Source organism: Roseivivax sp. THAF30 (genome assembly GCF_009363575.1).
Lineage (GTDB): Bacteria > Pseudomonadota > Alphaproteobacteria > Rhodobacterales > Rhodobacteraceae > Roseivivax > Roseivivax halotolerans.
In genome coordinates this window covers 1,079,849-1,105,463 of sequence record NZ_CP045389.1, presented here as the reverse complement: position 1 = coordinate 1,105,463, position 25,615 = coordinate 1,079,849, and the positions used below count along the sequence as shown (strand labels likewise).

Here is a 25,615-nt window from a genome sequence, read left to right as displayed (position 1 = left end):
GCAGCCGGCCGCATGCCCGCCATCCGGACCGTGCGGCATCCCGCAGGCACAATCGTGACTTTGCCAGTCCGAGTAGGCGTCGGCGTCTTTCTCGCTCACGGCGTTCCCCCGTTGCTCGTCCGGATGAACTATCCGGCACGTATGGCGGCAGAGCAAGCCTCTGCCAGGAACGCCCCCTCTGTCCTTGCGCCTGAGATCGCTATCCCTTCGGCGGGCCCGCTGCTTTATTGTGCGAGCCTCTCTCCAGAGTGTCTGTCGGCAAAGGTCCTGCGGCCTGAGAGTTTCCGGGGCGGTTGCTCCTTCGGCACCGGCACGCGGCCGGTTCTCCCTTTGCTGATGCGCGTGACGTTAGCCTGCGTGTTCGGGACTCGCAACCGCCGCTTTATCGTCCGGGAGATCGAACAGCGCCGCAAGCTCCGTATTGTCGACCACGAGGTCGGACACGGTCACGTTCTCGAGCGCCGCGAAAAAGGCTTCCATCGCGTTCTGCAACGACGCGCGAAGCCGGCAGGCATTCACGAGCGGACAGGTATTCCCGCTTTCCTGGAAACACTCGACGATCGCGCCTTTCGACTCGAAATGACGAAACAACGTGCCGAGCGTGATATCTTCGGGGTTCATGCCGAGCATGAGGCCACCATGCCGTCCACGTCGCGTGGACAGGTAGCCGAGCTGAGCGAGCTGATTCACGATCTGCCCAAGATGGTGCTCCGAGGAATTGCAGCTGCGCGCAATCTCGGCTTTCGTAACCAGCTTATCCCTGTGGACCGTGCAATACATGAGTACGCGCACGGCGATGTTCGTTCTTTTATTGACGCGCATCGGACCGCCTCCCGAATGACGCTTGATTTGGCGGCGCACATGGTGAAGGGGCCGGTGCGCCGTTGATGTCCCTAACACGCCATCTTATTAAAAGCTATGACCACACCTTTTTTCTTCGGATACGGGTCTTTGGTGAACCAGAGAACCCACAGCAACCGGCCGGCGCACCTTGCGCGGGCAACCGGATGGCGGCGCGCCTGGGTCCATGTCGAGGCGCATCCGCTTGCGGTCCTGACCGCCGTGCCTGCGCCGGGTCACGACATCGAAGGGCTGATCGCGGCCGTGCCGGGCGCGGATTGGCAGACGCTCGATGCGCGCGAAAAGGAATACGACCGGCTCGACGCGACGACCGCCGTGCTGCACCAGGCCGGAGAACTCAGATCCATCGCGATCTATTCCGTGCCCGAGGCGCGGCGGCGGCCCGCACACGAGGGCCGGCCGATCCTGCTCAGCTATCTCGACGTCGTGCTTCAGGGCTATCTCGACATGTTCGGCGAGGCCGGCGCGGTCCGGTTCTTCGAGACAACCGATGGCTGGGACAGCGCGCCCGTCCTCAACGATCGTCCGAGCCCGCGCTATCCCCGCGCGCAGGCACTGACCGGGGAAGAGACCGCCTGGATCGACGCCGCGCTCGCCGCGCGCGGGATCGACGTTCGTCCAGCTTAGCCTTTCCGGGCGCGCACCACCTGCATCAAGGGCATCACGTCGGCCATCTCGGGGCCGCGATCCATGCCCGTGACCGCACGGCGGAGCGGCATGAAGAGACCCTTGCCCTTGCGTCCCGTCTGCTCCTTGACCGCCTGCGTCCATGTGGACCAGGTGTCCGCATCGTAGGGCGGCTCGGGCAGAAGCGTCATCGCCTCGGCCACGAAGGCTTCGTCCTCGGGATCGATCTTCGGCTCCGCCCCTTCGGAGAACATCGTCCACCAGGCCGCAAGATCGCGGCGCGTGGTAATGTTGTCGCGGGCCACCTGCCAGAAGAGCGGCGCCTTGTCCTCGGGCACGCCAAGCGCTGTGATCTCGCTCGCGACATCCTCATAGGGCAACTGGTGCAGCTTGCGCGCCGTCAGCGGATAGAGATCGTTCACGTCGAACTTCGTGGGCGCCGAGCCGAATTGCGACAGCTCGAAGCCGTCCGCGATCTCGGCGAGCGACAGGCGCAGCTCCACCGGTTGCGAAGAGCCGAGCCGCGCCATCAGCGACAACAGCGCCTCGGGTTCGATCCCGGCCTCGCGAAGATCCTTGAGCGCGAGCGTGCCGAGCCGCTTGGACAGGCTCTCGCCGGCAGGGCCAGTGAGCAGCGAGTGATGCGCGAAGACCGGATGATCCGCGCCGAGGGCAGCCATGATCTGGATCTGCGTCGCGGTGTTGGTGACGTGGTCCGAGCCTCGCACCACGTGCGTGATGCCGAATTCGACGTCATCGACCACGGAGGCGAGCGTGTAGAGGAACTGGCCATCCGCGCGGATCAGCACAGGGTCCGAGACCGAGGCCGCATCGATGGAGATCGGCCCCAGGATGCCGTCCTCCCACTCGATCCGCTGATGATCGAGCTTGAAGCGCCAATGGCCATCGCCGCGCTCGGCGCGCAGCGCGTCCTTCTCGGCATCGCTGAGCGCGAGGGCGGCACGGTCATAGACCGGCGGCCGGCCCATGTTGAGCTGCTTCTTGCGCTTGAGGTCGAGCTCGGTCGGCGTCTCGAAGGCCTCGTAGAACCGGCCTTTCTCGCGCAGATCGTCCGCGGCTGCGTGATAGCGGTCGAGCCGCTCGGATTGCCGCTCGACGCGGTCCCAGCCAAGGCCGAGCCATTCGAGGTCACGCTTGATCCCGTCGACATATTCCTCGCGCGAGCGTTCGGGATCGGTGTCGTCGATCCGCAGGATGAACGTGCCGCCCTCTTTCTTCGCGATGAGCCAGTTCATCAGGGCGGTGCGCAGGTTGCCCACGTGGATATGGCCAGTGGGCGACGGGGCAAAGCGGGTGACGGTCATGCGGCGCGGTCCGGGATCTGAGGGCTGAAATACGAGGGCGTCGTGTTTCACAAAGCCTCGCCCTTGTCCATATCGACCCCTTGCAGAGGCCCCGGCCCTCCGCCAAGCCTGAGGCGGTGAAATCCGGAGACGAGCCATGCGTGCCTTTCTTGCCCTGCCCCTGCCCGCCTCGGATGCCGAAGTGCTCGAAGCGATGGGGGATCGGCTGGGGTTCGGCTCGGTCGTTCCGGCGGAGAATATGCACCTGACGCTCGCATTCCTCGGTGAGGTCGAAGAGCCGCTTCTGCGCGAAGCGGCGGACGCGCTGGAGACGCTGCAGCCGCCGGCTTTTTCTTTTCGCCTCTCGGGTCTGTCGACCTATGGCACCGCCCTTGCGCTCGATGCCGATGGCGGCGCGGCGCTGAGCGATTTGCAGGCAAGGGTAAAATCCCGGCTCACAGGCGCGGGGCTCGTGCTGGAGCGGAGGCGCTTTCGCCCCCATGTCACGTTCGCCCGGCTGCCCGAGCGGCGCACGCCGGAGGAAGAACGCAAGTTCGCCGCGTTCCTCGCCGATGAAAGCACGATGCGGATCGACGAGGTTCCCGCCCGCGAATTCGTGCTTTACGAGTCGATCCTGACGAAATCGGGCGCGGTCCACGAGCCGCTCGCCGAATTCGAATTGGCCTAGGGCCGGTGTCCGACAAGAAATCGGCCCGGATTTCGATGTGAAATCCGGGCCGAGCGAGTTTCGTACTCAAAGAAACGGGCTTTTTCGCGAAGCCTCGGCTTAGGCGATGATCTTGGAGGTGACGTCCACAAGGCGCTTTGCCTGCGCCGCGACGGCTTGCTTCAGCTTGTCGTCGAACTCGCCTGCCACGACCGACACGCCATAGGGGTTGCCGCCAGCCTCGAACTGGATCGGATCGGCATAGGCGGGCGTGACCGGAATCGCGCCCCAGTGCATCGTGCTGGTGTAAAACCCGAGCAGCGTCGTCTCGTGGCCGCCATGCAGCGTCTTGGCGGAGGTGGTCGCCGTCACGGTCTTGTTGACGAGCTTGCCCTCTTGCCAGATCGGCCCGAGCGTATCGATGAAGGCGCGCATCTGGCTTGTCACCGAGCCGTAGCGCGTCGGCGAGGAGAAGAAGTAGCCGTCGGCCCAGAGCATATCGTCATGGCTCACCTCGGGGATGTCCGACATGGCGTCGAGCTGTTCCTTCCAGGCATCCTGCGACTCGACGACCTCTTTCGGAGCGGTCTCGGCGATGCGGCGCAGACGCACCTCGGCGCCCGCCTCTTTCAATGCGGCTTCGGCTTCCTTTGCGATGGCGTGGTTCGTGCCGTAGGTGGAGTAGAAAATGACTGCGATTTTCGGAGCGGACATGACCGATCTTCCCTTTGTTGCGTTACGGGCCAGAACGTATGTCAAAGCCGCCCGTTCCGCCTCGCGAGAGACCGCACAATGAGTGTTCGAAAGAGCGCGAGCCTCGCGGTGATGGAGGCCATGGCACGGCGCACGATCGAGGCCCTGCCCGCGGAATTCGCCAAAGGCGCGCAAGACATCGTGCTGCGCGTGGAGGACTGGCCCGAGCCGGACATGCTCGGTGAGCTGGGTCTCGAGGACGCGCTGGAGCTGACAGGGCTCTACGACGGCATTCCCATGACCGAAAAGAGCTTCGCCGATCCCGCGCCCTGGCCCGACACGATCTGGCTCTTTCGCGAACCGATCCTCGCAGAATGGCGCGACCGCGGCGATGTGACGATCGAGGATCTCGTGGCGCATGTCACCGTTCACGAGCTCGCGCATCATTTCGGCTGGTCGGACGAGGACATCGCCGTCATCGACCGCTGGTGGGAATAAGGCTCACGCCTTCCCGTCGCGCCACCTGTTCACGATCGGGTAGCGACGGTCGAGCCAGAAGGCCTTCGGCGTGAGCCGCGTTCCGGGCGCGGATTGGAAGCGCTTGTATTCCGACAGGTAAAGCAGACGCTCGGCCTTGATCGCGTCTTCGCGGGAATACCCCTCAGCGACGCAATCCTCGATGGAGCCGTCGCCTTCGATCAGGATCTCGAGGATACCGTCGAGGATGTCGTATTCGGGCAGGCTGTCGCTGTCCTTCTGATCCGCCGCAAGCTCCGCCGAGGGGGGCTTGGAGATCACACGCTCGGGCATCACCGCGCTATCCGGGCCCTTCATCCAAGGCCTGTGATTGGCGTTGCGCCAACGGCAGGTCTCGAAAACGCGGGTCTTGTAGAGATCCTTGATCGGATTGTAGCCGCCCGCCATGTCACCGTAGATCGTGGCGTAGCCGACCGCGACCTCGGACTTGTTGCCGGTGGTCAGGAGCATCTCGCCGAACTTGTTCGACAGCGCCATCAGCAGCAGACCCCTGAGGCGCGATTGCAGGTTCTCTTCGGTCACGTCCGGCGCGCGGCCCTTGAAGAGCGGCGCAAGCGTTGCGGTGATCGCATCTCGGCCCTCGGTGATCGGCACGAAATCGTAGTGGCAGCCGAGCATCCGGGCGACGGCCTTGGCATCTTCGAGCGAGTGCTCCGACGTGTATTCCGATGGCAGCATCACGCAGCGCACGTTCTCGGGCCCGATCGCGTCGGCGGCGATGGCGGCGACAAGCGCGGAATCGACGCCGCCCGACAGTCCCAGCAACACGCGGGAAAAGCCCGACTTGCCGAGATAGTCGCGCAGGCCCTCGACCATGGCGCGGTAATCCTGTTCCCAGGCGTCCGGTTGCGGCGCGACCGGACCTGCCTCGGCGCGCCAGCCCTCAGGGCTGCGAATGAGCGTCAGATGCGCGATCTCCTCGTCGAAGACCGGCAAGCGGCAGGCGAGCTTGCCGCCGGGGTTCAGAACGAAGGAGCCGCCGTCGAAGACCTGATCGTCCTGGCCGCCCACCATGTTGAGGTAGACGAGCGGCAGGCCGGTCTCGACCGTCCGCGCGACCATATGCGTCAGGCGCAGATCGTACTTGTCGCGATGATAGGGAGAGCCGTTGGGCACGAGCAGAAACTCCGCCCCGGTCTCTTCGTGGGTTTCGGCCACGTCCTCGTACCAGGCATCCTCGCAGATCGGGCTGCCGATCCGGACGCCGCCGATGGCGTAGGGTCCGCCGAGCGGCCCGGTGGAGTAGAGCCGCTCCTCGTCGAAGACCGCATCGTTCGGCAAATGGTGCTTGAGCACCGCGTGACGCACCGTCCCGCCCTCGAGGACCAGGTAGGCGTTGTAGAGCTCGGCCCCTTCCACCCAAGGCCCGCCGATGGCGAGCGCGGGTCCGTCGCTGCAGTCTTCGGCCAGACGGCGCACCGTCTCGATGGCAGCGGTGTGGAAGGCCGGTTTGCGGACGAGATCCTGCGTCTGGTAGCCCGTTATGAACATCTCGGGCAGCGCCACGAGGTCCGCGCCCGCCGCGCGCCCGGCCTCCCAGGCCTCGCGTGCCTTGGCGGCGTTGCCCGCAAGATCGCCCAGCGTCGGGTTGAGCTGCGCCAGTGTGATCCGGAAGGTATCGGCCATGTCGCCTCGCCTGAATTGCCTTTGGCGGGGACATAGCAGAACCCCGCGCAAGGGGAACCCGTCGCCGCGCCCGCCCCCCGAAACCCGTTGTGCCCGGCCCCCGCCTTGACTACCTTCGTGGCAAGCCCGCAACACGCGGCCAACATGGCGGGAAAGAGCAGCATGGCATCCTTTCGGAACTACTCGCACGCGGCCCTGATCGCCGCACTGGCCCTTTCGGGCGGCATGGCGACCGCGCGGGACGGCGAGGTCATTACCAAGCAATACGACGATGGCGGCGTCTACGAGGGGACGTTCCAGGATGGCCTCCAGCACGGCGAGGGCACCTACACGCTGCCGAACGGCTACGAATATTCGGGACAATGGGTCGAAGGCGAGATCCGCGGCACCGGCACCGCCCGCTTCCCGAACGGGTCTGTCTATGAAGGCGAGTTCGAAGCTGGCAAGCCCGACGGCGTCGGCAAGATCATCTTCGCCGATGGCGGCACCTACGAGGGCACCTGGGTCGACGGCAAGATCACCGGCCAGGGCATTGCGGTCTATGCCAACGGCGTGCGCTACGAAGGCTCCTTCCGCAACGCGCTCCATCACGGGCGGGGGACCATGACCTCCCCCGGCGGCTACGTCTACGAGGGCGACTGGGTCAACGGCACCAAGGAAGGCAACGGCACGATCACCTATCCCGACGGCTCGCTCTACGAGGGCCGCGTCGCGGACGGCAAGCGTGACGGAGAAGGCAAACTCACCATGCCGGACGGTCTGATCTACGAAGGTATGTGGGATGACGGCCAGATCGACGGGACCGGCAAGCTGACCCAGCCGAACGGCGATGTCTACGAAGGCGAGCTCGTCGCGGGCCGCCGCGAGGGTCAGGGCCGCGTGACCTACGAGAACGGCGATACCTATGAGGGTCAGTTCGCGAACGACCAGCGCGAAGGTCAAGGCACGTTCGAGGGTCAGGACGGCTATGTCTATACCGGCAATTGGGTCGCCGGGGAGATCCAGGGCCAGGGGCGCGTTACGTATCCTGACGGCTCGGTCTATGAAGGCAGCTTCAGCGACGGGCTTGCGGACGGTGAAGGAACGATCACCTATCCCGACGGATCGACCTATGCGGGCGACTGGGTCGGCGGCGTCATCGAGGGCGAAGGCCGGGCGGAATACGCCAACGGTCTCGTCTATGAGGGCGGCTTCCGCAATGCGCGCAACCACGGCCAGGGCGTGATGACCTATCCCGACGGCTATCGCTACGAAGGCGGCTGGGTCGACGGCGAGCGCGAGGGCGAAGGCACCGCGACCTATCCCGACGGCACGGTCTATACCGGCGAATTCGAGGACGGCCAACGCCACGGGCAGGGCCGGATGGAGATGCCCGACGGCTTCATCTACGAAGGTGCCTGGGAGAACGGAGAGATCTCCGGCCAGGGCGTCGCCACCTATGCCAACGGCGATGTCTACGAAGGTACCTTCGCGGCGGGCAAACGCCAGGGCGAGGGAACGATGCGGTATGCCACCGGCGAGGAAGCCAGCGGCGATTGGGTCAATGGCGCGCTTGCCGAAGGCGCGGCCGAGGAAGCGCCCGACACGCCCGCGGCTCCCGAAGCCAGCGACGAGACGCAGGACAACACGACGGAGTGATCGCTGCCTCCGGGAACGGGTCAGCCTGCCCGACAGTTCGCCCGATGTGATTTCATCGAGGAGAGCGTCATGGGCTACGCCACCGGAGACCGCGTCGAATGGGATTGGGGCCAAGGCACCGCCTCGGGCGAGATCGTGGAGCGCTTCACACAGGAGGTGACGCGCACGATCAAGGGCAGCGAGATCACGCGCCATGCCAGCGTCGACGAGCCGGCGTTTCTCATCAAGCAGGATGACGGCACGCGCGTCCTCAAATCCGTCACAGAAATCAGGAAGGCGTGACGGCGGGATATTCCCGCTCGCGCCGTGACCGGCAAGCGGCTAGCCCTGTCCTCGTCGATCGCGAGGAAAGGGAGGCATCATGCCGACGGAAAAGCTCACCTTCGAAGGCGCGCATGGCAACTCGCTTGCCGGACGGCTCGACCTGCCGCGCGGCGAGCCGCGTGCGGCGGCGCTCTTTGCCCATTGCTTCACCTGCGGAAAAGATATCGCCGCAGCGCGCCGGATCGCGGGGCGGCTGACCGCCGAGGGCTTCGCGGTCCTGCGCTTCGATTTCACCGGGCTCGGTCATTCCGGCGGTGAGTTCGAGAACACATCTTTCACCTCGAACGTCGCTGACCTTGTCGCAGCGTCAGAGGCGCTGACCGCGAAGGGTCTCGCCCCGTCCCTGCTCATCGGGCACTCGCTCGGCGGAGCGGCGGTCCTGAAAGCGGCCGCCGAAATCCCGAGCGCCCGCGCGATTGCCACGATCGGCGCGCCGTTCGATCCCGGCCATGTGACGCATAACTTTTCGGATGCGCTGGACCGGATCGAGGCAGACGGCGTGGCGGAAGTCTCTCTTGCCGGTCGCCCCTTTCGCATCAGCCGCGACTTCGTCCGCGATGTGAGCTCCGCAGAGCTCGGCCCCGCGATCGCGGGTTTGCGCCGCGCGCTTCTCGTTCTGCACGCGCCGCGAGATGCGACGGTCGGGATCGAGAACGCCACCCAGATCTTCAGTGCGGCGAAACATCCCAAGAGCTTCGTGACGCTCGACGAGGCCGATCACCTCGTCAGCCGCATCGCGGATGCCGAATACGCGGCCGCCATCATCTCGGCTTGGGCGGAGCGTTATCTCGATCTTGAAGAGCCCGAACCACATCCGCATGCGCCCGAAGGCATCGTCCGCGTCTCCGAGAACGATCCCAACGGGTTCCTGCAGGATGTCGTCACCGCGAGCCACCACATCCTTGCCGACGAGCCGACCTCGGTCGGCGGCACGGATCTGGGGCTGACGCCGTACAACCTTCTCTCCGCCGCGCTGGGTGCCTGCACGGCGATGACGATCCGGATGTATGCGCGGCGCAAGGGACTGCCGCTCGCCCATGTCGAGGTGGATGTGAGCCACGACAAGGTGCATGCCGAGGACGCCGCGACCGGCGAGGCGCGCAAAATCGACCAGTTCTTGCGAGTCGTGACGCTCGAAGGCGCGCTCGATGAAGCGGCGCGGGCCAAACTCCTCGAGATCGCGGACAAGTGTCCGGTTCACCGCACGCTCGAACACGGCGCGCGGATCGAAACCCGGCTCGCCTGAGCGCTCAGACCACCTCGCCGTCCGACAAGCGTTTCAGGAAATCCTCGGCCTCGTCGCGGATCGTCGCCTTCTTGTCGTCCTTCATCCGGTCCCATGTGCCATACATCTGCGCCATCCGCGGGTTCTTCTCGAACCGCTCGCGGTGGCGATCCATGAAGTGCCAGTAAAGGACGTTGAACGGGCAGGCACCCTCCCCTGTCTTCTGCTTCACGCTGTAATGACAGTCGCCGCAATAATCCGACATCCGGTCGATATAGGAGCCTGACGAGACGTAGGGTTTCGAGGCGATCACGCCGCCATCGGCGAACTGGCTCATACCGACCGTGTTGGGCGCCGTGACCCATTCGAACGCATCGAAATAGACGCGCATATACCAATCCTCGACCTCGGCCGGGTCGATCCCGCAGAGCAGCGCGAAATTGCCCGTGACCATCAGACGCTGGATATGGTGGGCGTAGGCCTCTTCCTTGGTCTCCTCCACCGCCTTCGACAGGCAGCGCATCTTCGTCTCCTGTCCCCAATAGAGCGGCGGCAGCTTGCGCTGGTGGTTGAGCCAGTTGCGCCGTGGATAATCCGGCCCTTCGCGGAAATAGATGGCGCGCATGTATTCGCGCCAGCCGATGACCTGACGGATATACCCTTCGACGGCGTTGATCGGCGCGTGACCCTCGCGCCAGGCCTCCTCGACCGCCTCGCAGACCTCACGCGGATCGAGGAGGCCGATATTCATGTAGCCCGAGATCACCGAGTGATAGAGGAACCGGTTGTCCCCCATCATCGCGTCCTGGAAATCGCCGAAGCGCGGCAGGGCGTGCTTGACGAAATGCGTCAGCGCCCGGCGCGCCTGACCCTGGTCTGTCGCGAACCAGAACGGGCGCACATCGCCGAAGGAATTACCGAAGCGGCGTTCGACGAGGTCCAGCACCTCTTCCACCGTCTCGTCGGGCGTGAACTCCATCGGCCCGCCGAACGCGACCTCGTCGGGCGCGGGCTTGCGGTTGTCGTGGTCGAAATTCCACTGCCCGCCCGCAGGCTCGCCATCCTCCATGAGGATGCCGAGATGTTTGCGCATCTCGCGGTAGAAATACTCCATCCGAAGCGTCTTGCGCCCCTTGGCCCACTCCTCGAACCAGCCGAGATCGGTGAGGAAGCGGTCGTCGGCGAGTTGCCGAACCTTGAGGCCCATCTCGTCCAGAGCCTCGATCAGGCGGAACTCGCCGGGCTGCGTCGCGATGACCTCCGTGGCGCCGGTTTCCTCGGCGCGGCGCGTCAGTTCGCCGGGAATGGAGCCGGAATTGTCGGTATCGTCGAGCTGCGTGTAGCGCACATCCCAGCCATCCTCCTGCAGCCGAGCCGCGAACTTCCGCATGGCGGCGAAGATGAACGCGATTTTCTTGGGATGGTGCTGCACGTAAGTCGCCTCATCGGCGACCTCGGCCATCACCACGACATCCGTCTCGCGATCCGCTTCCTTGAGTGCCGACAATGTCTCGGAGAGCTGATCGCCCAGTACCAGAACGAGCCGCGTCACCAGACAATCTCCTCGAAGGCGTAATCGTAAAAACCGCCCGTATGCTCTGGCGTCAGCTGCTCGAAAAGATCGCAAAGCCGCTTGGCCGCTTTCTCCGCCGTCACGGTCGGATGTTTGTCCGCGTATTTCTCGGTAAAGGGCGTCTCTACGGTTCCGGGATGCAGCGCCACGCAGGACAGATGCCGGTAAGAGCGCCCGAACTCGATGGCGGCAGTATGCACGAGCTGGTTCACGGCCGCCTTCGCGGTGCGGTAGGAATACCAGCCGCCGATACCGTTATCGCCGATCGATCCGACCCGCGCCGAGAGCACCGCCATCACCGCCGATTCGCGCCGGGGCACGAGGCGGATCGCGTGTTTCAGCACGAGCGCGGGGCCGGCGGCATTCAGCCGGAATTGATCCATCATCGCCTTGGGATCGAGATCGCGGATCGTTTTCTCGGGCATCGCGCCATCGATCTCGAGCGCACCGGTCGCGCAGAACACCAGATCGAACGGTCCCTCCAGCGCGCCCAGATGTTTCTCGACCGACGCCTCGTCAGTCACGTCGAGCCCGTCCTCCGACCGCGACAGCCCCGTCACCTGAAGCCCGCGCTTTACGAGCTCCGCTACCACCGCCGAGCCGATACCGCCCGACGCTCCGATCACCAATGCGTTTTTCATGGAGCGCGAGCTAGCCTCGCGCCGTGGCGCTTCAAGCGCGGCTCACGGCCTTCGCGAGCGGGATCAGACGAAAGGATCCTCGGGGTATCCGACCCCCATGAGATACAGCCCCTGTGGAGGTGCCACCGGTCCGCAGGCCGCGCGATCCCGCGCCTCGAGCGCGCGGCGCACATCCTCGGGCCTCCAGGCCCCTGCGCCCACGCGTTCGAGCGTACCCACGAAGGAGCGCACCTGGTTGTGCAGGAAGGACCGCGCGCGCAGCCGAAAGCGGATTTCGCGCCCGGCCTCGGTCTCGATCTCGTCAACCTCGAACGCATCGAGCGTCTTTACCGGGCTTTTCGCCTGACACATCGTGGATCGGAAGGTGGTGAAGTCGTGTTTGCCGAGGAGCAGCGCCGCGCCTTCGCGCATCGCGCTCAGATCGAGCGGCTTTTGCACCTGCCAGACCTGGCCAGCTTCCAGTACCGCCCGCGCCCGTCGATTGAGCACCCGGTAAAGATACCGCCGTTCACCCGCCGAGAACCGCGCGTGGAACTCGTCGCCGACGCGCGCCGCCCTGCGGATCGCCACCGGGGCGGGTTTCAGATGGTAGTTCAGCGCTTCCTGCAGACGGAACGGCTGCCAGTCTTTCGCCAGATCGGCATGGGCGACCTGCCCGCGCGCATGCACGCCCGAATCCGTCCGCCCTGCCGCAGCGATCGTGTGGGGGCCAGGCTCGAGTTTCGCCAGCGCCGCCTCGATCGCGCCTTGCACCGACGGCTGGTCAGCCTGGCGCTGCCAGCCCGCGAAGGGGCCGCCGTCATATTCCACCATGAGCGCGTATCTGGGCATGAGGCTCGCCCTAGCCAAAGCGCCACGTCCCGGCAAGACCCGCCCACTGGCACGCAGGCGCGCAAGCCCCTATCTTCGCCCGAGACGACAGACCCGGAGGCCCCGTGCTCATCGACGATATCGCAGACAGGCTCACCCGCAGCGTCGAGGCGGTGGGCGATACCGTCTCGGGCGCGTTCTTCGAACCCTCGATCCGGCTGGGGGTCACGGGCCTCGCGCGCTCGGGCAAGACGGTGTTCATCACCTCGCTGGTGGCGAACCTGATGGAGCGGGGGCGGATGGGTCAGCTGTCGGCGGCGGCAGAGGGGCGCATCACGGCGGCCTATCTGCAACCTCAGCCAGACGACACGCTGCCGCGCTTCGACTACGAGACGCATCTGGCGGCCCTCACTTCCAAGACCCCGCATTGGCCGGACAGCACGCGCGCCGTCTCCGAGCTGCGCCTGTCGCTCAAGGTCAAGCCGACGGGCTTTCTGGGCGGGCTGCAGGGGCCGCGCACGGTGCATCTCGACATCGTGGATTATCCTGGCGAATGGCTCCTCGATTTGGGCCTTCTGGAGAAAAGCTATGCGGAATGGTCTCGCGAGACGCTGTCCCGGCTCGAGCAACGAGACGAGGTGCGCGCGTTTCTGACCGCCGCCAAGGGCGAAGAAAGTTCGAAAGAGCTCGATGAGGCGCGCGCGCAGGGCCTTGCACAGACCTTCACCGAGTATCTGCAGGCCGCGCGTAATGCAGGCTATTCCGACTGCACGCCCGGACGGTTTCTGCTGCCCGGCGACCTCGCCGGCTCCCCGGTCCTGACCTTCGCGCCGCTGCCGCCCGAGGACGCCGCACCGCGCCGCTCGCTTTGGAGAGAATTCGAGCGCCGGTACGAGGCTTACAAGTCGCGCGTCGTCAAACCGTTCTTCCGGGAGCATTTCGCCAGGATCGACCGGCAGGTCGTCCTGGTCGACGCGCTCGGTGCGATCCACAAGGGGCCGGACTCGCTGTCGGATCTGCGCCGCACGATGGCCGATATCCTCGGCGCCTTCCGTCCGGGCCGGAACGCCTTCCTGTCGCAGCTCCTGATGGGCAAACGGGTGGAGCGTATCCTTTTCGCCGCGACCAAGGCCGACCACCTGCACCACACCCAGCACGATCGGCTGACCGCGCTGATGAAGGCGATGACGCGCGAGGCCTCGGACCGGGCGGAATTCGCCGGCGCGAAGACGCGCGCGATGGCCATCGCAAGCCTACGTGCCACTGTGGAGGAGACCCGCGAGGTCAAGGGCGAGGAGCTGGCCTGCGTGCGCGGACGCCTTCTGGAGACGGGCCGCGAGGCCGCGCTCTGGCCCGGCGATCTGCCCGAGGATCCGCAGAGCCTCTTGCGCGGGGATGCCGAGGAGTGGCTCGCGGGCGATTACGGCATCATGTCCTTCGCTCCCGCGCCGCTCTCACTGCGCCCCGGAGACGGGCCGCCGCATATCCGGCTCGACCGGGCCGCAGAATTCCTGATCGGAGACCGCCTGTGAGCGACAAGAAGCGCCCCGTCCTGATCGAACTCGACACTCACGAAGACGCGCGGCCCGGCCCTGCCGACGCGCCGCCCGTTCCCGATCTTGGCGATCATTCCGAGCCCGGCCCCGACGGGCGGGCGATGGCAACGGCCGCGACGCTCGCCTCGCGCAAACCTTCGCGGCTCGCGCGGTGGTTCTGGTCGCTCCTGGGCGCGATTCTCGCGACCGTGATCTCCATCGCGGCCTGGAATTTCGCGACCTCGCTTCTGGCCGCGAACCCGATCCTTGGCTGGGTGGTGACAGCCCTCTTCGGCCTTTTCATTCTCGTGACGCTTCTGATCGCGATCAAGGAGATGTCCGCCTTTGCCCGCCTTGCGCGGCTCGACCGGCTGCAACGCGCTGCCGATCATGCGCTGGCCGAGAACAGTCTCGAGGCGGCCCGCGATGTCGCGACGCGGCTCGATTCGCTCTACTCCGCCCGCGACGACACCCGCTGGGGGCGTGATCGGCTCAAAGAGCGGCAGGGAGACGTTTTCGACGCCGAAGCGCTGCTTGGTCTGGCTGAACGCGAGCTGCTGGCCCCGCTAGACAAACGCGCCACGGCCGAAGTGCAGGCCGCCGCGAGGCAGGTTGCAGCGGTGACCGCGCTTGTTCCACTGGCCTTCGCGGATGTCTTCGCCGCGCTCAGCGCCAATCTGCGGATGATCCGAAAGATCGCTGAGATCTACGGGGGCCGCTCGGGCACGCTCGGAGCGTGGCGGCTGACACGTGCGGTCTTCTCGCATCTCGTCGCGACCGGCGCTGTCGCGGTCGGGGACGACATGATCGAGCCGATCCTCGGCGGCGGGCTTCTCGCGCGGCTGTCGCGTCGGTTTGGCGAGGGTCTGGTCAACGGCGCGTTGACCGCACGCGTCGGTGTCGCCGCGATGGAGGTGTGTCGCCCCCTGCCGTTCTCGGCGGGTCGCCGACCCTCCGTGCGCCGGATCGTCACGACCAGCCTTACGGACCTTTTCGACAAATCCCCGCGCTAAGGGGAGAAAGCGCAAAGACGGAGCCCGAGCTGTGCCGGGCTCCGTCGAGCATTCACTGGCCGGTGCCAGCTTGCGGTGCGGTCTCGGCACCCGCGGCCGGTGCCGTCTCGCCTGCGGCCCCGTCCGTTGCGGCCGTACCGGCGCCCTCGACAGCGCTTGTCGCGGCGGGCTCCTGGGCGGGCGTCGTCTCACCATCGCCGCCGCCGACGAAGCTGAGGCCGACCACGAGGGCCACGATGAGCCCTAGTGCCACGAGAAGCCCCGAGGTCGCGTTCTTGCCGGTCGCTGCCGGCGGCGCGAAAGGATCGTTGTTCACGCCGGTCGGGTTGACCGTGTAGGGGTTTGGCCGGTTCGGACCATGATCGCTATAGGCCATGAGTTTCTCCTTTCCTGCAGCGTATGTCTGCAAGATTGGAGCGCTCTGCCACGGCGGGTAGAGGGCGCCCCGCGCGGCCCGGAATATGCGCCGATCCTTGCCTTTTGCGCTGGATCCGCCGCGCCGGTTTCCGCCGCGCTGCATCGCGGCACCTGCCGTTGGGCAGCAATTCGCCATGGCGGACGTTGCACCCCGGCAGGTTCCCGCCGCCCCTGCCCGCGTTCGCTACCTCTGGACCATCGCAGGCAGCGCTCCTATAAGTCGGGCGAAGATGAGACAGTCTGCGATCATCCTGCGAATTACGTGCCCGGCGCCGTGCTGATACGGTCCGCCGGGACAAAGGCGTCTGCCCTGCCGCGCCGCCCTGATTTCTGATCCATTCGCTGAACTTTCCGAGGACGCCACTCATGTGCGCCGACACCACCGACACGCCCGATTACAAAGACACCCTGAACCTGCCGCAGACCGAGTTTCCGATGCGCGCAGGGCTTCCCAAGCGCGAGCCCGGCTGGCTCGAGCGCTGGGAGGAGATCGGTATCTACGACCGCCTTCGCGAGAAGGCGGAAGGCCGCAAGCCCTTCACGCTGCATGACGGCCCGCCCTACGCCAACGGGCACCTGCATATCGGCCACGCGCTGAACAAGGTCCTCAAGGACATGGTCGTGCGCTCGCAGCAGATGATGGGCCATGATGCGCGCTACATCCCCGGCTGGGACTGTCACGGCCTTCCCATCGAGTGGAAGATCGAAGAGCAGTACCGCGCCAAGGGTCTCGACAAGGACAAGGTCGATATCGTCGATTTCCGGCAGGAATGCCGCAAGTTCGCCGAAGGCTGGATCGATGTGCAGCGGGACGAGTTCAAGCGGCTCGGCATCACCGGCACCTGGGAAAAGCCGTACCTGACGATGGATTTCCGCGCCGAGCGGATCATCGCGGAGGAGTTCCAGAAGTTCCTGATGAACGGGACGCTCTACCAGGGCTCGAAGCCCGTGATGTGGTCGCCGGTTGAGAAGACCGCGCTCGCCGAGGCGGAGATCGAGTATCACGATCACCAGAGCCACACGATCTGGGTGCCGTTCCGGATCGTATCCTTCGACCTGCCCGATGCCGAATGGTCCGACGAGGAAGCGCCCGACGGATCGCGCGAGGCGGCCGAAGCGGCAAAGCTGTCGACGGCGGCGCAGTTCGAAGGCGCGAAGGTCGTGATCTGGACGACGACGCCCTGGACGATCCCGTCCAACAAGGCGGTCGCCTACAATCCCGAGATCTCTTACGGGCTCTACGAGGTCACGGGCCGGCCCGAGGAATGCTGGGCCCGGATCGGGGACCGCTACATCCTCGCCGATGCTCTCGCCGAGGACGTGATGGGCCGCGCGCGGCTTGACGAGACGATGTATCGCCGTCTCGGGCATGTCACGCAGCACCAGCTCGCCGCGATGACGCTGGCGCATCCCTTCCGGGATCTCGAGGGCGCGAACGGCTTCTGGGATTACGACGTGCCGATGATCGATGGCGATCATGTCACCGACGATGCCGGCACCGGTTTCGTGCATACCGCACCGAGCCACGGCGCCGAAGACTACGAATGCTTCCAGAAGCGCGGCTGGCTCGACCGGATGACGCACAATGTCGGCGAGGAATCCGAATTCCTGCCTCATGTGCCGATCTTCGCGGGGCTGCGCGTCTTCAACCACAAGGGCAAGGAGGAGAAGGCCAACAAGGCCGTCATCGACACGCTCGTTGCGGCGGGCGGATTGCTGGCGCGGGGGCGGCAGACCCATTCCTACCCGCATTCCTGGCGTTCCAAGGCACCGGTCATCTTCCGCAACACGCCACAATGGTTCGCCGCGATCGACAAGCCGGTGGGCGATGGTCAGGACGAGAACGGCACCACGATCCGCGAGCGCGCGCTCAGCTCGATCGACAAGGTGACCTGGACGCCGCGCACCGGGCGCAATCGGCTCTACTCGATGATCGAAGGGCGGCCCGACTGGGTGCTGTCGCGCCAGCGCGCCTGGGGCGTGCCGCTGACCTGCTTTACCCGCAAGGGCGCGATGCCGACCGACCCGGACTTCCTGCTGCGCGATGAGAACGTCAACGCCCGCATCCTCGCCGCATTCGAAGAGGAAGGCGCGGATGCATGGTACAAACCCGGCGCGAAGGAGCGCTTCCTCGGCAACGAATACGACCACGAGGAATGGGACCAGGTCTTCGACATCCTCGACGTCTGGTTCGATTCCGGCAGCACGCATTCCTTCGTGCTGCGCGACCGCGAGGACGGCTCGGAGGACGGCATCGCCGATCTTTATCTCGAAGGCACGGACCAGCATCGCGGCTGGTTCCATTCCTCGCTGCTGCAAAGCTGCGGCACGCAGGGCCGCGCGCCCTATCGCGGCGTTCTGACCCACGGCTTCACCCTCGACGAGAAGGGCAACAAGATGTCCAAGTCGCTGGGCAATACCGTGGCCCCGGACGACGTGACCAAGCAATACGGCGCGGACATCCTGCGGCTCTGGGTTGCCCAGTCGGACTACACCGCCGACCTCCGGATCGGGCCAGAGATCCTGAAGGGGGTCGCCGACAGCTATCGGCGTCTGCGCAACACGATGCGCTTCATGCTGGGGGCGCTGGCGCATTTCGAGGAAAGCGACCGCACCGCACCCGAGGACATGCCCGAGCTCGAGCGCTGGGTGCTGCATCGCCTTGCGGAACTCGATGAGCGGGTGCGGACCGGCTATGCCGCCTACGACTTCCAGGGCGTTTTCCAGGCGCTGTTCAACTTCGCGACCGTGGAGCTGTCGGCCTTCTACTTCGACATCCGCAAGGACGCGCTTTATTGCGATGGCGATACGGCGCGCCGCCGCGCCGCGCGGACGGTGCTCGACATCCTCTTCCATCGCCTGACGACCTGGCTCGCGCCTGTTCTCGTCTTCACGATGGAGGAAGTCTGGCTGGAGCGGTTCGCGAGTGAGACCAGCTCCGTCCATCTCGAGGACATGCCGGAGACGCCCGGAAGCTGGCGTGATGACAGCCTCGCCGCGAAATGGGCCGAGATCCGACGCGTGCGCCGCGTGGTGACCGCCGCGCTCGAGGTACAGCGCACGGAAAAGGTGATCGGCGCGTCGCTCGAAGCCGCGCCGCGCGTGCATGTGGACAGCGCGGAGACGCGCGCCGCGCTCGAAAGCGTGCATTTCGAGGATATCTGCATCACCTCCGATGTCGAGATCACCGGCGATACCGCGCCTGCTGAGGCGTACCGGCTTCCCGAGATCGAGGGCGTCGCGGTGGTCTTCGCCAAGGCGGAGGGCGAGAAATGCCAGCGCTGCTGGAAGATCCTGCCCGATGTCGGCACCCATACGCATCCCGGCGTCTGCGGACGGTGTGACGCGGCCCTCGGCTGACGCCCCGGCCCTGAGAAAATTATATAATTTTCTCAGGGCCGATAATCTTACTTAAGATTATCGGGCGCGCCGCCCCAACCTGCTGGACAAGTCCGACACGAGCGACGAGCATTCCCCGCATGAGCGATACAGAGACCTCGACCGCCTACCAGGTTCTCGCCCGGAAATACCGGCCCGAGACTTTCGCCGACCTCGTCGGCCAGGACGCGATGGTCCGCACGCTCAAGAACGCCTTCGCAGCCGACCGGATCGCGCAAGCGTTCATCATGACGGGGATCCGCGGCACCGGGAAAACCACGACGGCTCGGATCATCGCCAAGGGCATGAACTGCATCGGGCCCGATGGCTCGGGCGGTCCGACGACGCAGCCATGCGGGCAATGCGAGCATTGCGTCGCCATCGCCGAGGGACGGCATGTGGATGTCCTCGAGATGGACGCGGCCTCGAACACGGGTGTCGGGGATGTGCGCGAGATCATCGACTCGGTGCATTACCGGGCGGCCTCGGCGCGCTACAAGATCTACATCATCGACGAAGTTCACATGCTGTCGACGAGCGCGTTCAACGCGCTTCTGAAGACACTGGAAGAGCCCCCGGCGCATGTGAAGTTCATCTTCGCGACGACCGAGATCCGCAAAGTGCCCGTCACGGTCCTTTCGCGCTGCCAGCGCTTCGACCTGAGGCGCATCGAGCCCGAGGTGATGATCGCCCTTCTGCGCCGGATCGCAGATACCGAAGGCGCGCAGATCACAGAGGATGCGTTGGCCCTCATCACGCGGGCCGCCGAAGGCTCGGCGCGGGACGCGACATCGCTGCTCGACCAGGCGATCAGTCATGGCGCGGGCGAGACCACGGCGGACGAAGTGCGCGCGATGCTGGGTCTGGCGGACCGCGCGCGTGTTCTCGACCTTTTCGAGACGATCATGCGGGGCGATGCGGCCGGCGCACTGTCAGAGCTCTCGGCGCAATATGCCGACGGCGCCGATCCGATGGCGATCCTGCGGGATCTGGCGGAGATCACGCACTGGATCAGCGTCGTGAAGATCACGCCCGAAGCGGCGGAGGATCCGACGATCTCGCCCGACGAGCGCACACGCGGTCAGGCGCTCGCCCAGTCGCTGGGCATGCGGCCGCTCACGCGGATGTGGCAAATGCTGCTGAAGGCGCTCGAGGAGGTTTCCTCGGCGCCGAACTCGATGATGGCCGCGGAAATGGCGGTGATCCGCTTGACGCATGTGGCTGAACTGCCCTCGCCAGAGGATCTCGTGCGGAAATTGCAGTCGGAGACGCCGCCGCCTCAGCCGCCAGGTGGCGGTGGAGGCAACGCTGCACCCTCGGGAGGCAGCATGGCGCAGGGCGTCTCTCATACTCCTGTTCCGACCCATAGCGGCCCCTCCGGCCCGTCGGCGCAGTCTGGCAATACGGTGCGAGCCGTCGCCGCGGAAGACGCGCTCGCGCGCTATCCGACTTTCGATCACGTGATCGAGCTCATCCGTGCCAATCGTGACGGGGTGCTTCTGGTCGAGGCACGGCGCTACATGCGCGTGGCGAGTTACCGTCCGGGGCGGATCGAGTTCACGCCCACCGACGATGCGCCCAAGGATCTCGCGCAACGGCTGGGCGCGGCCCTGACGCGTTGGACGGGCAATCGCTGGGCAGTGACGATCGTCAACGAGTGCGACGCGCCCACGATCTACGAGACCGAACACGCCTCCGAGCTGGCGCTCAAGAAGGAAGCCGAAGCCCATGAGATGGTGCGCGCCGTTCTAGATGCCTTTCCCAAGGCACGCATCCTCAAGGTCGTCACGCCCGAGGAGGAGGCCGTCGCGGCAGAAGCCGAAGCCCTGCCCGAGGTCGAGGACGAATGGGATCCGTTCGAGGATGACTGACCTTGCGGGCGGCCCCCGCCGTCCCCAGACTCAACAGCAAGACAAAGAACCGGAGAGATCGAGATGTTCAAAGGATTAGGCGGCCTGGGCGACATGGGCAAGATGATGAAGGCGGCCCAGGAAATGCAGACCAAGATGACCGAGCTGCAGGAAGAGATGCACTCGATCATGGTCGAGGGCGAAGCGGGTGCTGGCCTCGTGAAGGCGACCTGCACGGCGAAGGGCGAGCTGAAGTCGCTCGACATCGACCCGTCGATCTTCAATGGCGACGACAAGGAAGTGGTTGAAGACCTGATCCTCGCCGCGATCAAGGACGCGCAGGGCCGCGCGCAGGAGCGTCAGAAGGAAGAGATGGGCAAGCTCGCCGAGAGCATGGGCCTGCCCAAGGACATGAACATGCCGTTCTGAGCGGGCCGGACGCACAGACGTGGCAGGTCGCTCCGAGATCGACGCACTCATCGAGATGATGGCAAAGCTACCGGGGCTCGGCCCCCGGTCGGCCCGGCGCGCCGTGCTGCATCTCATCCGCAAGCGCGCGGTTCTCTTGCAGCCGCTCGCCGAGCAGATGGAAACCGTCGCCCGCACCGCGCGCGAATGCCTCAATTGCGGCAATGTCGGCACCTCGGACATCTGCGAGATCTGCAGCGACGAGGCGCGCGCGACGGGCCTTCTATGCGTCGTTGAAGATGTCGCCGATCTTTGGGCGATGGAGAGGTCGGGCGTGTTCAAGGGGCGTTATCACGTCCTCGGCGGCACGCTTTCGGCGCTCGACGCGATCGGACCGGAGGAATTGCACATCCCCAAGCTTCTCGACCGCGTCGCCGGCGAGGAGATCGAGGAGGTGATCCTCGCGCTCAATGCCACGATCGACGGGCAGACGACAGCGCATTACATCGCCGACCAGTTGGAGGGTCGGGTGCGACTGAGCTCGCTGGCACAAGGCGTGCCGATCGGCGGGGAGCTCGACTATCTCGACGACGGCACGATCACCGCGGCGTTGAATGCGCGGAAATCTCTATAGCGAGACGATTTGCGCCCGGCATGAGGTTCAGGCTTAACTGGTGGGCATCGCGGCCGTGTCGGTCGCGCGTCATGTCTGGGGTCCCATGCGCCGTGTCACGCTTCTTCTCGCCGCGTTGAGCTTCGGTCCCGGTCTCGCCTCCGCCGCGCCCTGCCCCGATTTCTACCGCTTCGTCGATTTCGGCGTCGCGACACCCGAGATGACCGTCCGGGGCGGCCCGACCTTTCGCGCAGAAGATTTCGAGGAAACGCCGCTTCTCTTGAGGGAAGAAACGGTCTGCCGTGATGCGCGGGACGTGGCCAAGGACGGGCGCGGCAATCCGATCCCGATCACGCGCAGTATCGCCTACGATCCGTCGGTTCTGCCCACCGCGCTCGAGGCGCTGCGCCTGGCCGCGGTTGACGATATCGCCGCCGTGACGAAGGGTCATGCCGAGACGCATCGCACGCGGCTTGCGCCGGGCGAGGCACGGATCACGCGGGGATCCGACTACCTGTGCGCCGAGTCGCCGAATGCAGCCGAGATCTCCTGCCAATTGCGCTCTCCTTTCGGGGGCAATTTGCCGCTCGTCGTTTATTGCAATGCGGAAAGCTGCGTCCTGCCGGGCTTTGCGGTAAACGAGCGTGTGATCGGATCTGCGCGCTGGCGCACCGGAAGCGCGGGAAACGCCGGGGCGATCGCCACCGAAAGCGCCTCCAAACTGTCTGCGATCCACGATTTTCTGACGCCGCTCACATCGTGGCGTGCGGATTTCACGGCGCTTGACCGGCAAGCCGGCTGCGAAAACACCCCATGACAAAGCCGCCTGAGCGATGCTCTCGACTTCCATTCACCTTGTCGGTTCCTGACGGCGCACGCGCCCCTTTGTCATGCCGCCGTCAAACACACCGGCTAGCTTGATCTCTGGCGGACGGATGGGCGTCCACCACAGGACAGATCGCACACCAGGGATGGACGAAATGAAAGACGACAAGCATCACGGTCTCACGTTCGATGAGTGGGACGAGGCACGGTTCCCGCGCGCCAAGACGCAGGACTTCGATCGTGTCGTAGAGCGCGCGATCTCTCGCCGCGGATTTCTGGGCGGAGTTCTTGCGTTCGGCTCCGGCGCAGCCGTCATGGGCCTGACCGGCCTGAAGGGATCGACCGCGCTTGCCCAAGGGGCGGGACGCTTCCCCTTCGAACAGATCGCCGCGCAGACCGATGGCACGATCCACGTGCCCGATGGCTACGACTGGCAAGTGCTGGTGCGTTGGGGCGATCCGCTCTTCTCGGATGCGCCCGAGTTCAGCCAGGACACGGGTATTCCGACCGAAGGCTCCGACCGCGTCTTCGGTGAGAACACCGACGGGATGGAGCTGTTCTCGGTCGATGGTCGCGAGATCCTCGTGGTGAACAGCGAATACACCAACAACGACATTAACCTCGTCGGCTCGACCACCGCAGCGGCTGACAGCCTCGAGGACGAGCGCAGCCCCAGCTCTGCCGATGACGTTCTGCGCCTGCAGAACTTCCAAGGCGTGACAGTCATGGAGGTCGAAGAGGGCGAGAGCGGCTGGTCCGTCGTCATCGACAGCCCTTACAACCGCCGTATCACCCATAACACGCCGATGATGCTGGACGGCCCCGCTGCCGGCCACGCGCTTTTGCAGACCGAGGACGATCCGACGGGCACGCAATCGCTTGGCACGTTCAACAATTGCGGCTCGGGCCGGACGCCGTGGGGCACCTACCTGACCTGCGAGGAAAACTTCAACGGCTACTTCGGCGCCACCGGCGAGATGCCGACGGACGAGAAGGTCGCGGCAGGCTACGCCCGCTATGGCATCTCCGCCGAGGGATGGGGCTACAATTACCATCTTTACGACTCGCGCTTCGACGTCAGCACGAACCCCAACGAGCCGCATCGCGCCGGCTGGATCGTCGAGATCGACCCCAGCGACGCAAGCGCGACGCCCGTCAAGCACACCGCGCTCGGCCGCTTCAAGCACGAAAACGCCGCCTACGCGCTGGCCGGGGACAATCGTCTCGTCGTCTACATGGGCGATGACGAGCGCGGCGAGTTCATGTACAAGTGGGTGAGCCGCGATGCCTACGAAGAGGGCGGCGACACCTCGACGCTGCTGGTCGAGGGCCAGCTCTACGCCGCGAGCTTCTCGGACGACCAGAGCGGCCGCTGGGTCGCGCTGACGCCCGAGGCGACCGGCATGGACGCCGCGGAGATCGCCATCTTCACGCGCACCGCGGCTTCGGCCGTCGGCGCGACGACGATGGACCGGCCCGAATGGATCGCCGTCAACCCGACTGCGCCCGAAGGGTATTGCTGCCTCACCAACAATTCGCGGCGCGGCGCGACCGACGACAGCGGCAATGTCCTGACCAATGCGGGCGGCGATCCGATGGAGGTCAACGCGCCCAACCCGCGCGAGACCAACGAGTACGGTCAGATCGTCCGCTGGCGTCCCGAGGGCGGCGACCACGGCAGCGACGGTTTCGAGTGGGATCTCTACGTGATGGCCGGCAACCCGAACGTCCACACGGACGGGCCCTACGCGGGGACCGACAACATCAACGCCGGGAACCTCTTCAACTCGCCCGACGGGATGCAGATCGACACGACCGGCCTCATCTGGATCCAGACCGATGGCGACGACAGCAATGAGGGCGATTTCGAGGGTATGGGCAACAACCAGATGCTCGCGGGCGATCCCGAGACCGGCGAGATCCGCCGCTTCCTGACCGGCCCGAACGGCAGCGAAGTGACCGGCCTGACCTGGTCGTCCGACCGACGCACGATGTTCGTCGGCATCCAGCACCCGGGCGCCCCGTTCCCCGACGGCGAAGGCATGCTGCCCCGCTCGGCCATCGTGACGGTCAAGCGGACCGACGGCGCCGCTGTCGGCTGATCGCCTGCATCAAGAGCCTCCCGGTCGTCGAGATCGGGAGGCACCTGCTCAAAAGAGGCTGACACGGCGTCTAGCGCAGTCGTGCCACATCCTGTCGCTGCCCGGCTTCAAACGATAAAGGCCCGCCGAAGCGGGCCTTTGTCCGAGCGCTGGACGGGCGATCTCAGCCGCGCTCGTCCTTGTCCTCACCCTCATCGTCGTCATCGGGCAGGTTGAAGAAGGAATCGGCATCCGCGTAGTTCTGGTTACCCTTCTCTTCCTCGTCGTCCTCGCCGTCGCGCGGATCGGAGAGCGAGAAGCTCTCGAGCCCTTCCATGCTGGAGGGCAGGCGCGGTTCGGGATCCATGTCGAGCGACTGCTCTGTCGAGACAAGCTTGCGGCGCTCGTCGTCGTTCATCACCTGCTCCTGGTTCTTGGAGGCCTTGGCAACAGCGGCATCGAGCTCTGACTGTCGGCACAGACCCAGCGCGACCGGGTCGATCGGTTGCAGGTTCGAGATGTTCCAATGCGTGCGCTCGCGGATCGATTGGATCGTCGGCTTGGTGGTGCCAACGAGCTTGGAGATCTGCGCGTCAGACAGCTCGGGGTGGAACTTCACCAGCCACAGGATCGAGGCAGGGCGATCCTGGCGCTTGGACAGCGGCGTATAGCGCGGACCCCGGCGCTTGTCCTCGTCGACCGCGGCCGGGTTGTGCTTGAGCTTCAGCTTGTAGAGCGGATCCTTCTCGGCCTTCTCGATCTCGCCGGGTGCGATCTGGTTGTTCGACAGGGGATCGAACCCCTTCACGCCGGCGGCGACGTCGCCATCCGCGATGCCCTGGATCTCGAGCTCGTGCATATCGGTGAAATCGGCGATCTGCTTGAACGTCAGCGTGGTGTTGTCCACGAGCCAGACGGCGGTCGCCTTGGGGTGCAAGAGCTTGGCCATGATGTCTCCTTCGCATGTCT

General features: G+C 65.5%; 23 protein-coding genes and 2 riboswitches. Of the genes, 14 read left to right on the top strand and 9 right to left on the bottom strand.

Going from position 1 to position 25,615, the window contains the following annotated elements:
- Positions 1–174: 174 nt before the first annotated feature.
- A riboswitch (glycine riboswitch) is annotated at positions 175–251 on the bottom strand.
- Between the two features lies 1 nt (position 252).
- A riboswitch (glycine riboswitch) is annotated at positions 253–340 on the bottom strand.
- An 8-nt stretch (positions 341–348) separates the two neighbouring features.
- Complete coding sequence (locus tag FIU91_RS05300; RefSeq protein WP_093010209.1) at positions 349–822, bottom strand: Rrf2 family transcriptional regulator; 474 nt, start codon at positions 820–822, stop codon at positions 349–351.
- Between the two features lie 132 nt (positions 823–954).
- On the opposite strand from FIU91_RS05300, the gene FIU91_RS05295 reads away from it, so the two are divergent.
- Positions 955–1,488 (top strand): gamma-glutamylcyclotransferase family protein, encoded by a 534-nt coding sequence (locus tag FIU91_RS05295; protein ID WP_371418256.1) that lies wholly within the window; start codon positions 955–957, stop codon positions 1,486–1,488.
- On the opposite strand, the gene gltX is transcribed toward FIU91_RS05295, so the two are convergent.
- A complete protein-coding gene (gltX, locus tag FIU91_RS05290) occupies positions 1,485–2,813 on the bottom strand; it encodes a glutamate--tRNA ligase (protein WP_093010211.1) in 1,329 nt (442 codons plus the stop codon). The genes FIU91_RS05295 and gltX overlap by 4 nt on opposite strands.
- Before the next feature lie 136 nt (positions 2,814–2,949).
- On the opposite strand from gltX, the gene thpR reads away from it, so the two are divergent.
- Positions 2,950–3,480 (top strand): RNA 2',3'-cyclic phosphodiesterase, encoded by a 531-nt coding sequence (gene thpR / locus FIU91_RS05285; protein WP_152461719.1) that lies wholly within the window; start codon positions 2,950–2,952, stop codon positions 3,478–3,480.
- Positions 3,481–3,579: 99 nt separating this feature from the next.
- Here the strand turns inward: thpR and FIU91_RS05280 are convergent, their stop codons facing one another.
- Positions 3,580–4,173, bottom strand: coding sequence for an NAD(P)H-dependent oxidoreductase (locus tag FIU91_RS05280; RefSeq protein ID WP_093010213.1), 594 nt, complete (start codon positions 4,171–4,173; stop codon positions 3,580–3,582).
- 78 nt (positions 4,174–4,251) lie between these two features.
- On the opposite strand from FIU91_RS05280, the gene FIU91_RS05275 reads away from it, so the two are divergent.
- Entirely contained in the window at positions 4,252–4,650 is a 399-nt protein-coding gene (locus FIU91_RS05275; RefSeq protein ID WP_152461718.1) for a metallopeptidase family protein, read from the top strand.
- A gap of 3 nt (positions 4,651–4,653) precedes the next feature.
- Here FIU91_RS05275 and FIU91_RS05270 read toward each other — a convergent pair whose 3' ends face one another.
- Positions 4,654–6,315 carry an NAD+ synthase gene (locus FIU91_RS05270; protein ID WP_152461717.1) on the bottom strand — a complete coding sequence of 554 codons (1,662 nt, stop codon included), beginning with the start codon at positions 6,313–6,315 and terminating at the stop codon, positions 4,654–4,656.
- A 162-nt stretch (positions 6,316–6,477) separates the two neighbouring features.
- On the opposite strand from FIU91_RS05270, the gene FIU91_RS05265 reads away from it, so the two are divergent.
- The 3 genes from FIU91_RS05265 to FIU91_RS05255 all read left to right on the top strand — a co-directional run bounded on the left by FIU91_RS05265 (position 6,478) and on the right by FIU91_RS05255 (position 9,523).
- Positions 6,478–7,953 (top strand): MORN repeat-containing protein, encoded by a 1,476-nt coding sequence (locus FIU91_RS05265; RefSeq protein ID WP_172974945.1) that lies wholly within the window; start codon positions 6,478–6,480, stop codon positions 7,951–7,953.
- Positions 7,954–8,022: 69 nt separating this feature from the next.
- A complete protein-coding gene (locus FIU91_RS05260) occupies positions 8,023–8,235 on the top strand; it encodes a DUF2945 domain-containing protein (protein WP_093010216.1) in 213 nt (70 codons plus the stop codon).
- Between the two features lie 79 nt (positions 8,236–8,314).
- Positions 8,315–9,523, top strand: a complete 1,209-nt coding sequence (locus tag FIU91_RS05255) for a bifunctional alpha/beta hydrolase/OsmC family protein (RefSeq protein ID WP_152461716.1) — start codon at positions 8,315–8,317, stop codon at positions 9,521–9,523.
- 4 nt (positions 9,524–9,527) lie between these two features.
- Here the strand turns inward: FIU91_RS05255 and FIU91_RS05250 are convergent, their stop codons facing one another.
- The 3 genes from FIU91_RS05250 to truA all read right to left on the bottom strand — a co-directional run bounded on the left by FIU91_RS05250 (position 9,528) and on the right by truA (position 12,547).
- A complete protein-coding gene (locus FIU91_RS05250; RefSeq protein ID WP_172974944.1) occupies positions 9,528–11,054 on the bottom strand; it encodes a cryptochrome/photolyase family protein in 1,527 nt (508 codons plus the stop codon).
- Positions 11,051–11,716, bottom strand: a complete 666-nt coding sequence (locus tag FIU91_RS05245) for an SDR family NAD(P)-dependent oxidoreductase (RefSeq protein WP_152461715.1) — start codon at positions 11,714–11,716, stop codon at positions 11,051–11,053. The genes FIU91_RS05250 and FIU91_RS05245 overlap by 4 nt, the downstream gene beginning before the upstream one ends.
- Positions 11,717–11,779: 63 nt before the next feature.
- Positions 11,780–12,547: a tRNA pseudouridine(38-40) synthase TruA gene (truA, locus tag FIU91_RS05240; protein ID WP_152461714.1), complete on the bottom strand. Its 768-nt coding sequence runs from the start codon at positions 12,545–12,547 to the stop codon at positions 11,780–11,782.
- A 104-nt stretch (positions 12,548–12,651) separates the two neighbouring features.
- Here truA and FIU91_RS05235 point away from each other — a divergent pair, with 104 nt between their 5' ends.
- Together FIU91_RS05235 and FIU91_RS05230 are read left to right on the top strand one after the other, a co-directional pair.
- On the top strand, positions 12,652–14,058 hold the full coding sequence (locus FIU91_RS05235; RefSeq protein WP_152461713.1) for a YcjX family protein: 1,407 nt from the start codon (positions 12,652–12,654) through the stop codon (positions 14,056–14,058).
- Positions 14,055–15,074 (top strand): YcjF family protein, encoded by a 1,020-nt coding sequence (locus FIU91_RS05230; RefSeq protein WP_152461712.1) that lies wholly within the window; start codon positions 14,055–14,057, stop codon positions 15,072–15,074. Before FIU91_RS05235 ends, FIU91_RS05230 begins: the two co-directional genes overlap by 4 nt.
- A gap of 52 nt (positions 15,075–15,126) precedes the next feature.
- Here FIU91_RS05230 and FIU91_RS05225 read toward each other — a convergent pair whose 3' ends face one another.
- Positions 15,127–15,450, bottom strand: coding sequence for a hypothetical protein (locus FIU91_RS05225; protein ID WP_152461711.1), 324 nt, complete (start codon positions 15,448–15,450; stop codon positions 15,127–15,129).
- A 407-nt stretch (positions 15,451–15,857) separates the two neighbouring features.
- On the opposite strand from FIU91_RS05225, the gene ileS reads away from it, so the two are divergent.
- The 6 genes from ileS to FIU91_RS05195 all read left to right on the top strand — a co-directional run bounded on the left by ileS (position 15,858) and on the right by FIU91_RS05195 (position 24,667).
- Positions 15,858–18,851, top strand: a complete 2,994-nt coding sequence (gene ileS / locus FIU91_RS05220) for an isoleucine--tRNA ligase (RefSeq protein ID WP_152461710.1) — start codon at positions 15,858–15,860, stop codon at positions 18,849–18,851.
- Positions 18,852–18,970: 119 nt separating this feature from the next.
- On the top strand, positions 18,971–20,740 hold the full coding sequence (locus FIU91_RS05215; protein ID WP_093010224.1) for a DNA polymerase III subunit gamma/tau: 1,770 nt from the start codon (positions 18,971–18,973) through the stop codon (positions 20,738–20,740).
- Between the two features lie 63 nt (positions 20,741–20,803).
- On the top strand, positions 20,804–21,148 hold the full coding sequence (locus tag FIU91_RS05210; RefSeq protein ID WP_093010225.1) for a YbaB/EbfC family nucleoid-associated protein: 345 nt from the start codon (positions 20,804–20,806) through the stop codon (positions 21,146–21,148).
- Positions 21,149–21,203: 55 nt separating this feature from the next.
- On the top strand, positions 21,204–21,761 hold the full coding sequence (recR, locus tag FIU91_RS05205; protein ID WP_371418284.1) for a recombination mediator RecR: 558 nt from the start codon (positions 21,204–21,206) through the stop codon (positions 21,759–21,761).
- 40 nt (positions 21,762–21,801) lie between these two features.
- The gene (locus FIU91_RS05200; RefSeq protein ID WP_152461708.1) at positions 21,802–22,557 is read left to right on the top strand and encodes a hypothetical protein; all 756 of its coding nucleotides are present in this window, start codon (positions 21,802–21,804) and stop codon (positions 22,555–22,557) included.
- 163 nt (positions 22,558–22,720) lie between these two features.
- Positions 22,721–24,667 (top strand): PhoX family phosphatase, encoded by a 1,947-nt coding sequence (locus FIU91_RS05195; RefSeq protein ID WP_152461707.1) that lies wholly within the window; start codon positions 22,721–22,723, stop codon positions 24,665–24,667.
- 163 nt (positions 24,668–24,830) lie between these two features.
- Here the strand turns inward: FIU91_RS05195 and FIU91_RS05190 are convergent, their stop codons facing one another.
- On the bottom strand, positions 24,831–25,595 hold the full coding sequence (locus FIU91_RS05190) for a DUF1013 domain-containing protein (RefSeq protein ID WP_152461706.1): 765 nt from the start codon (positions 25,593–25,595) through the stop codon (positions 24,831–24,833).
- Positions 25,596–25,615: the final 20 nt, after the last annotated feature.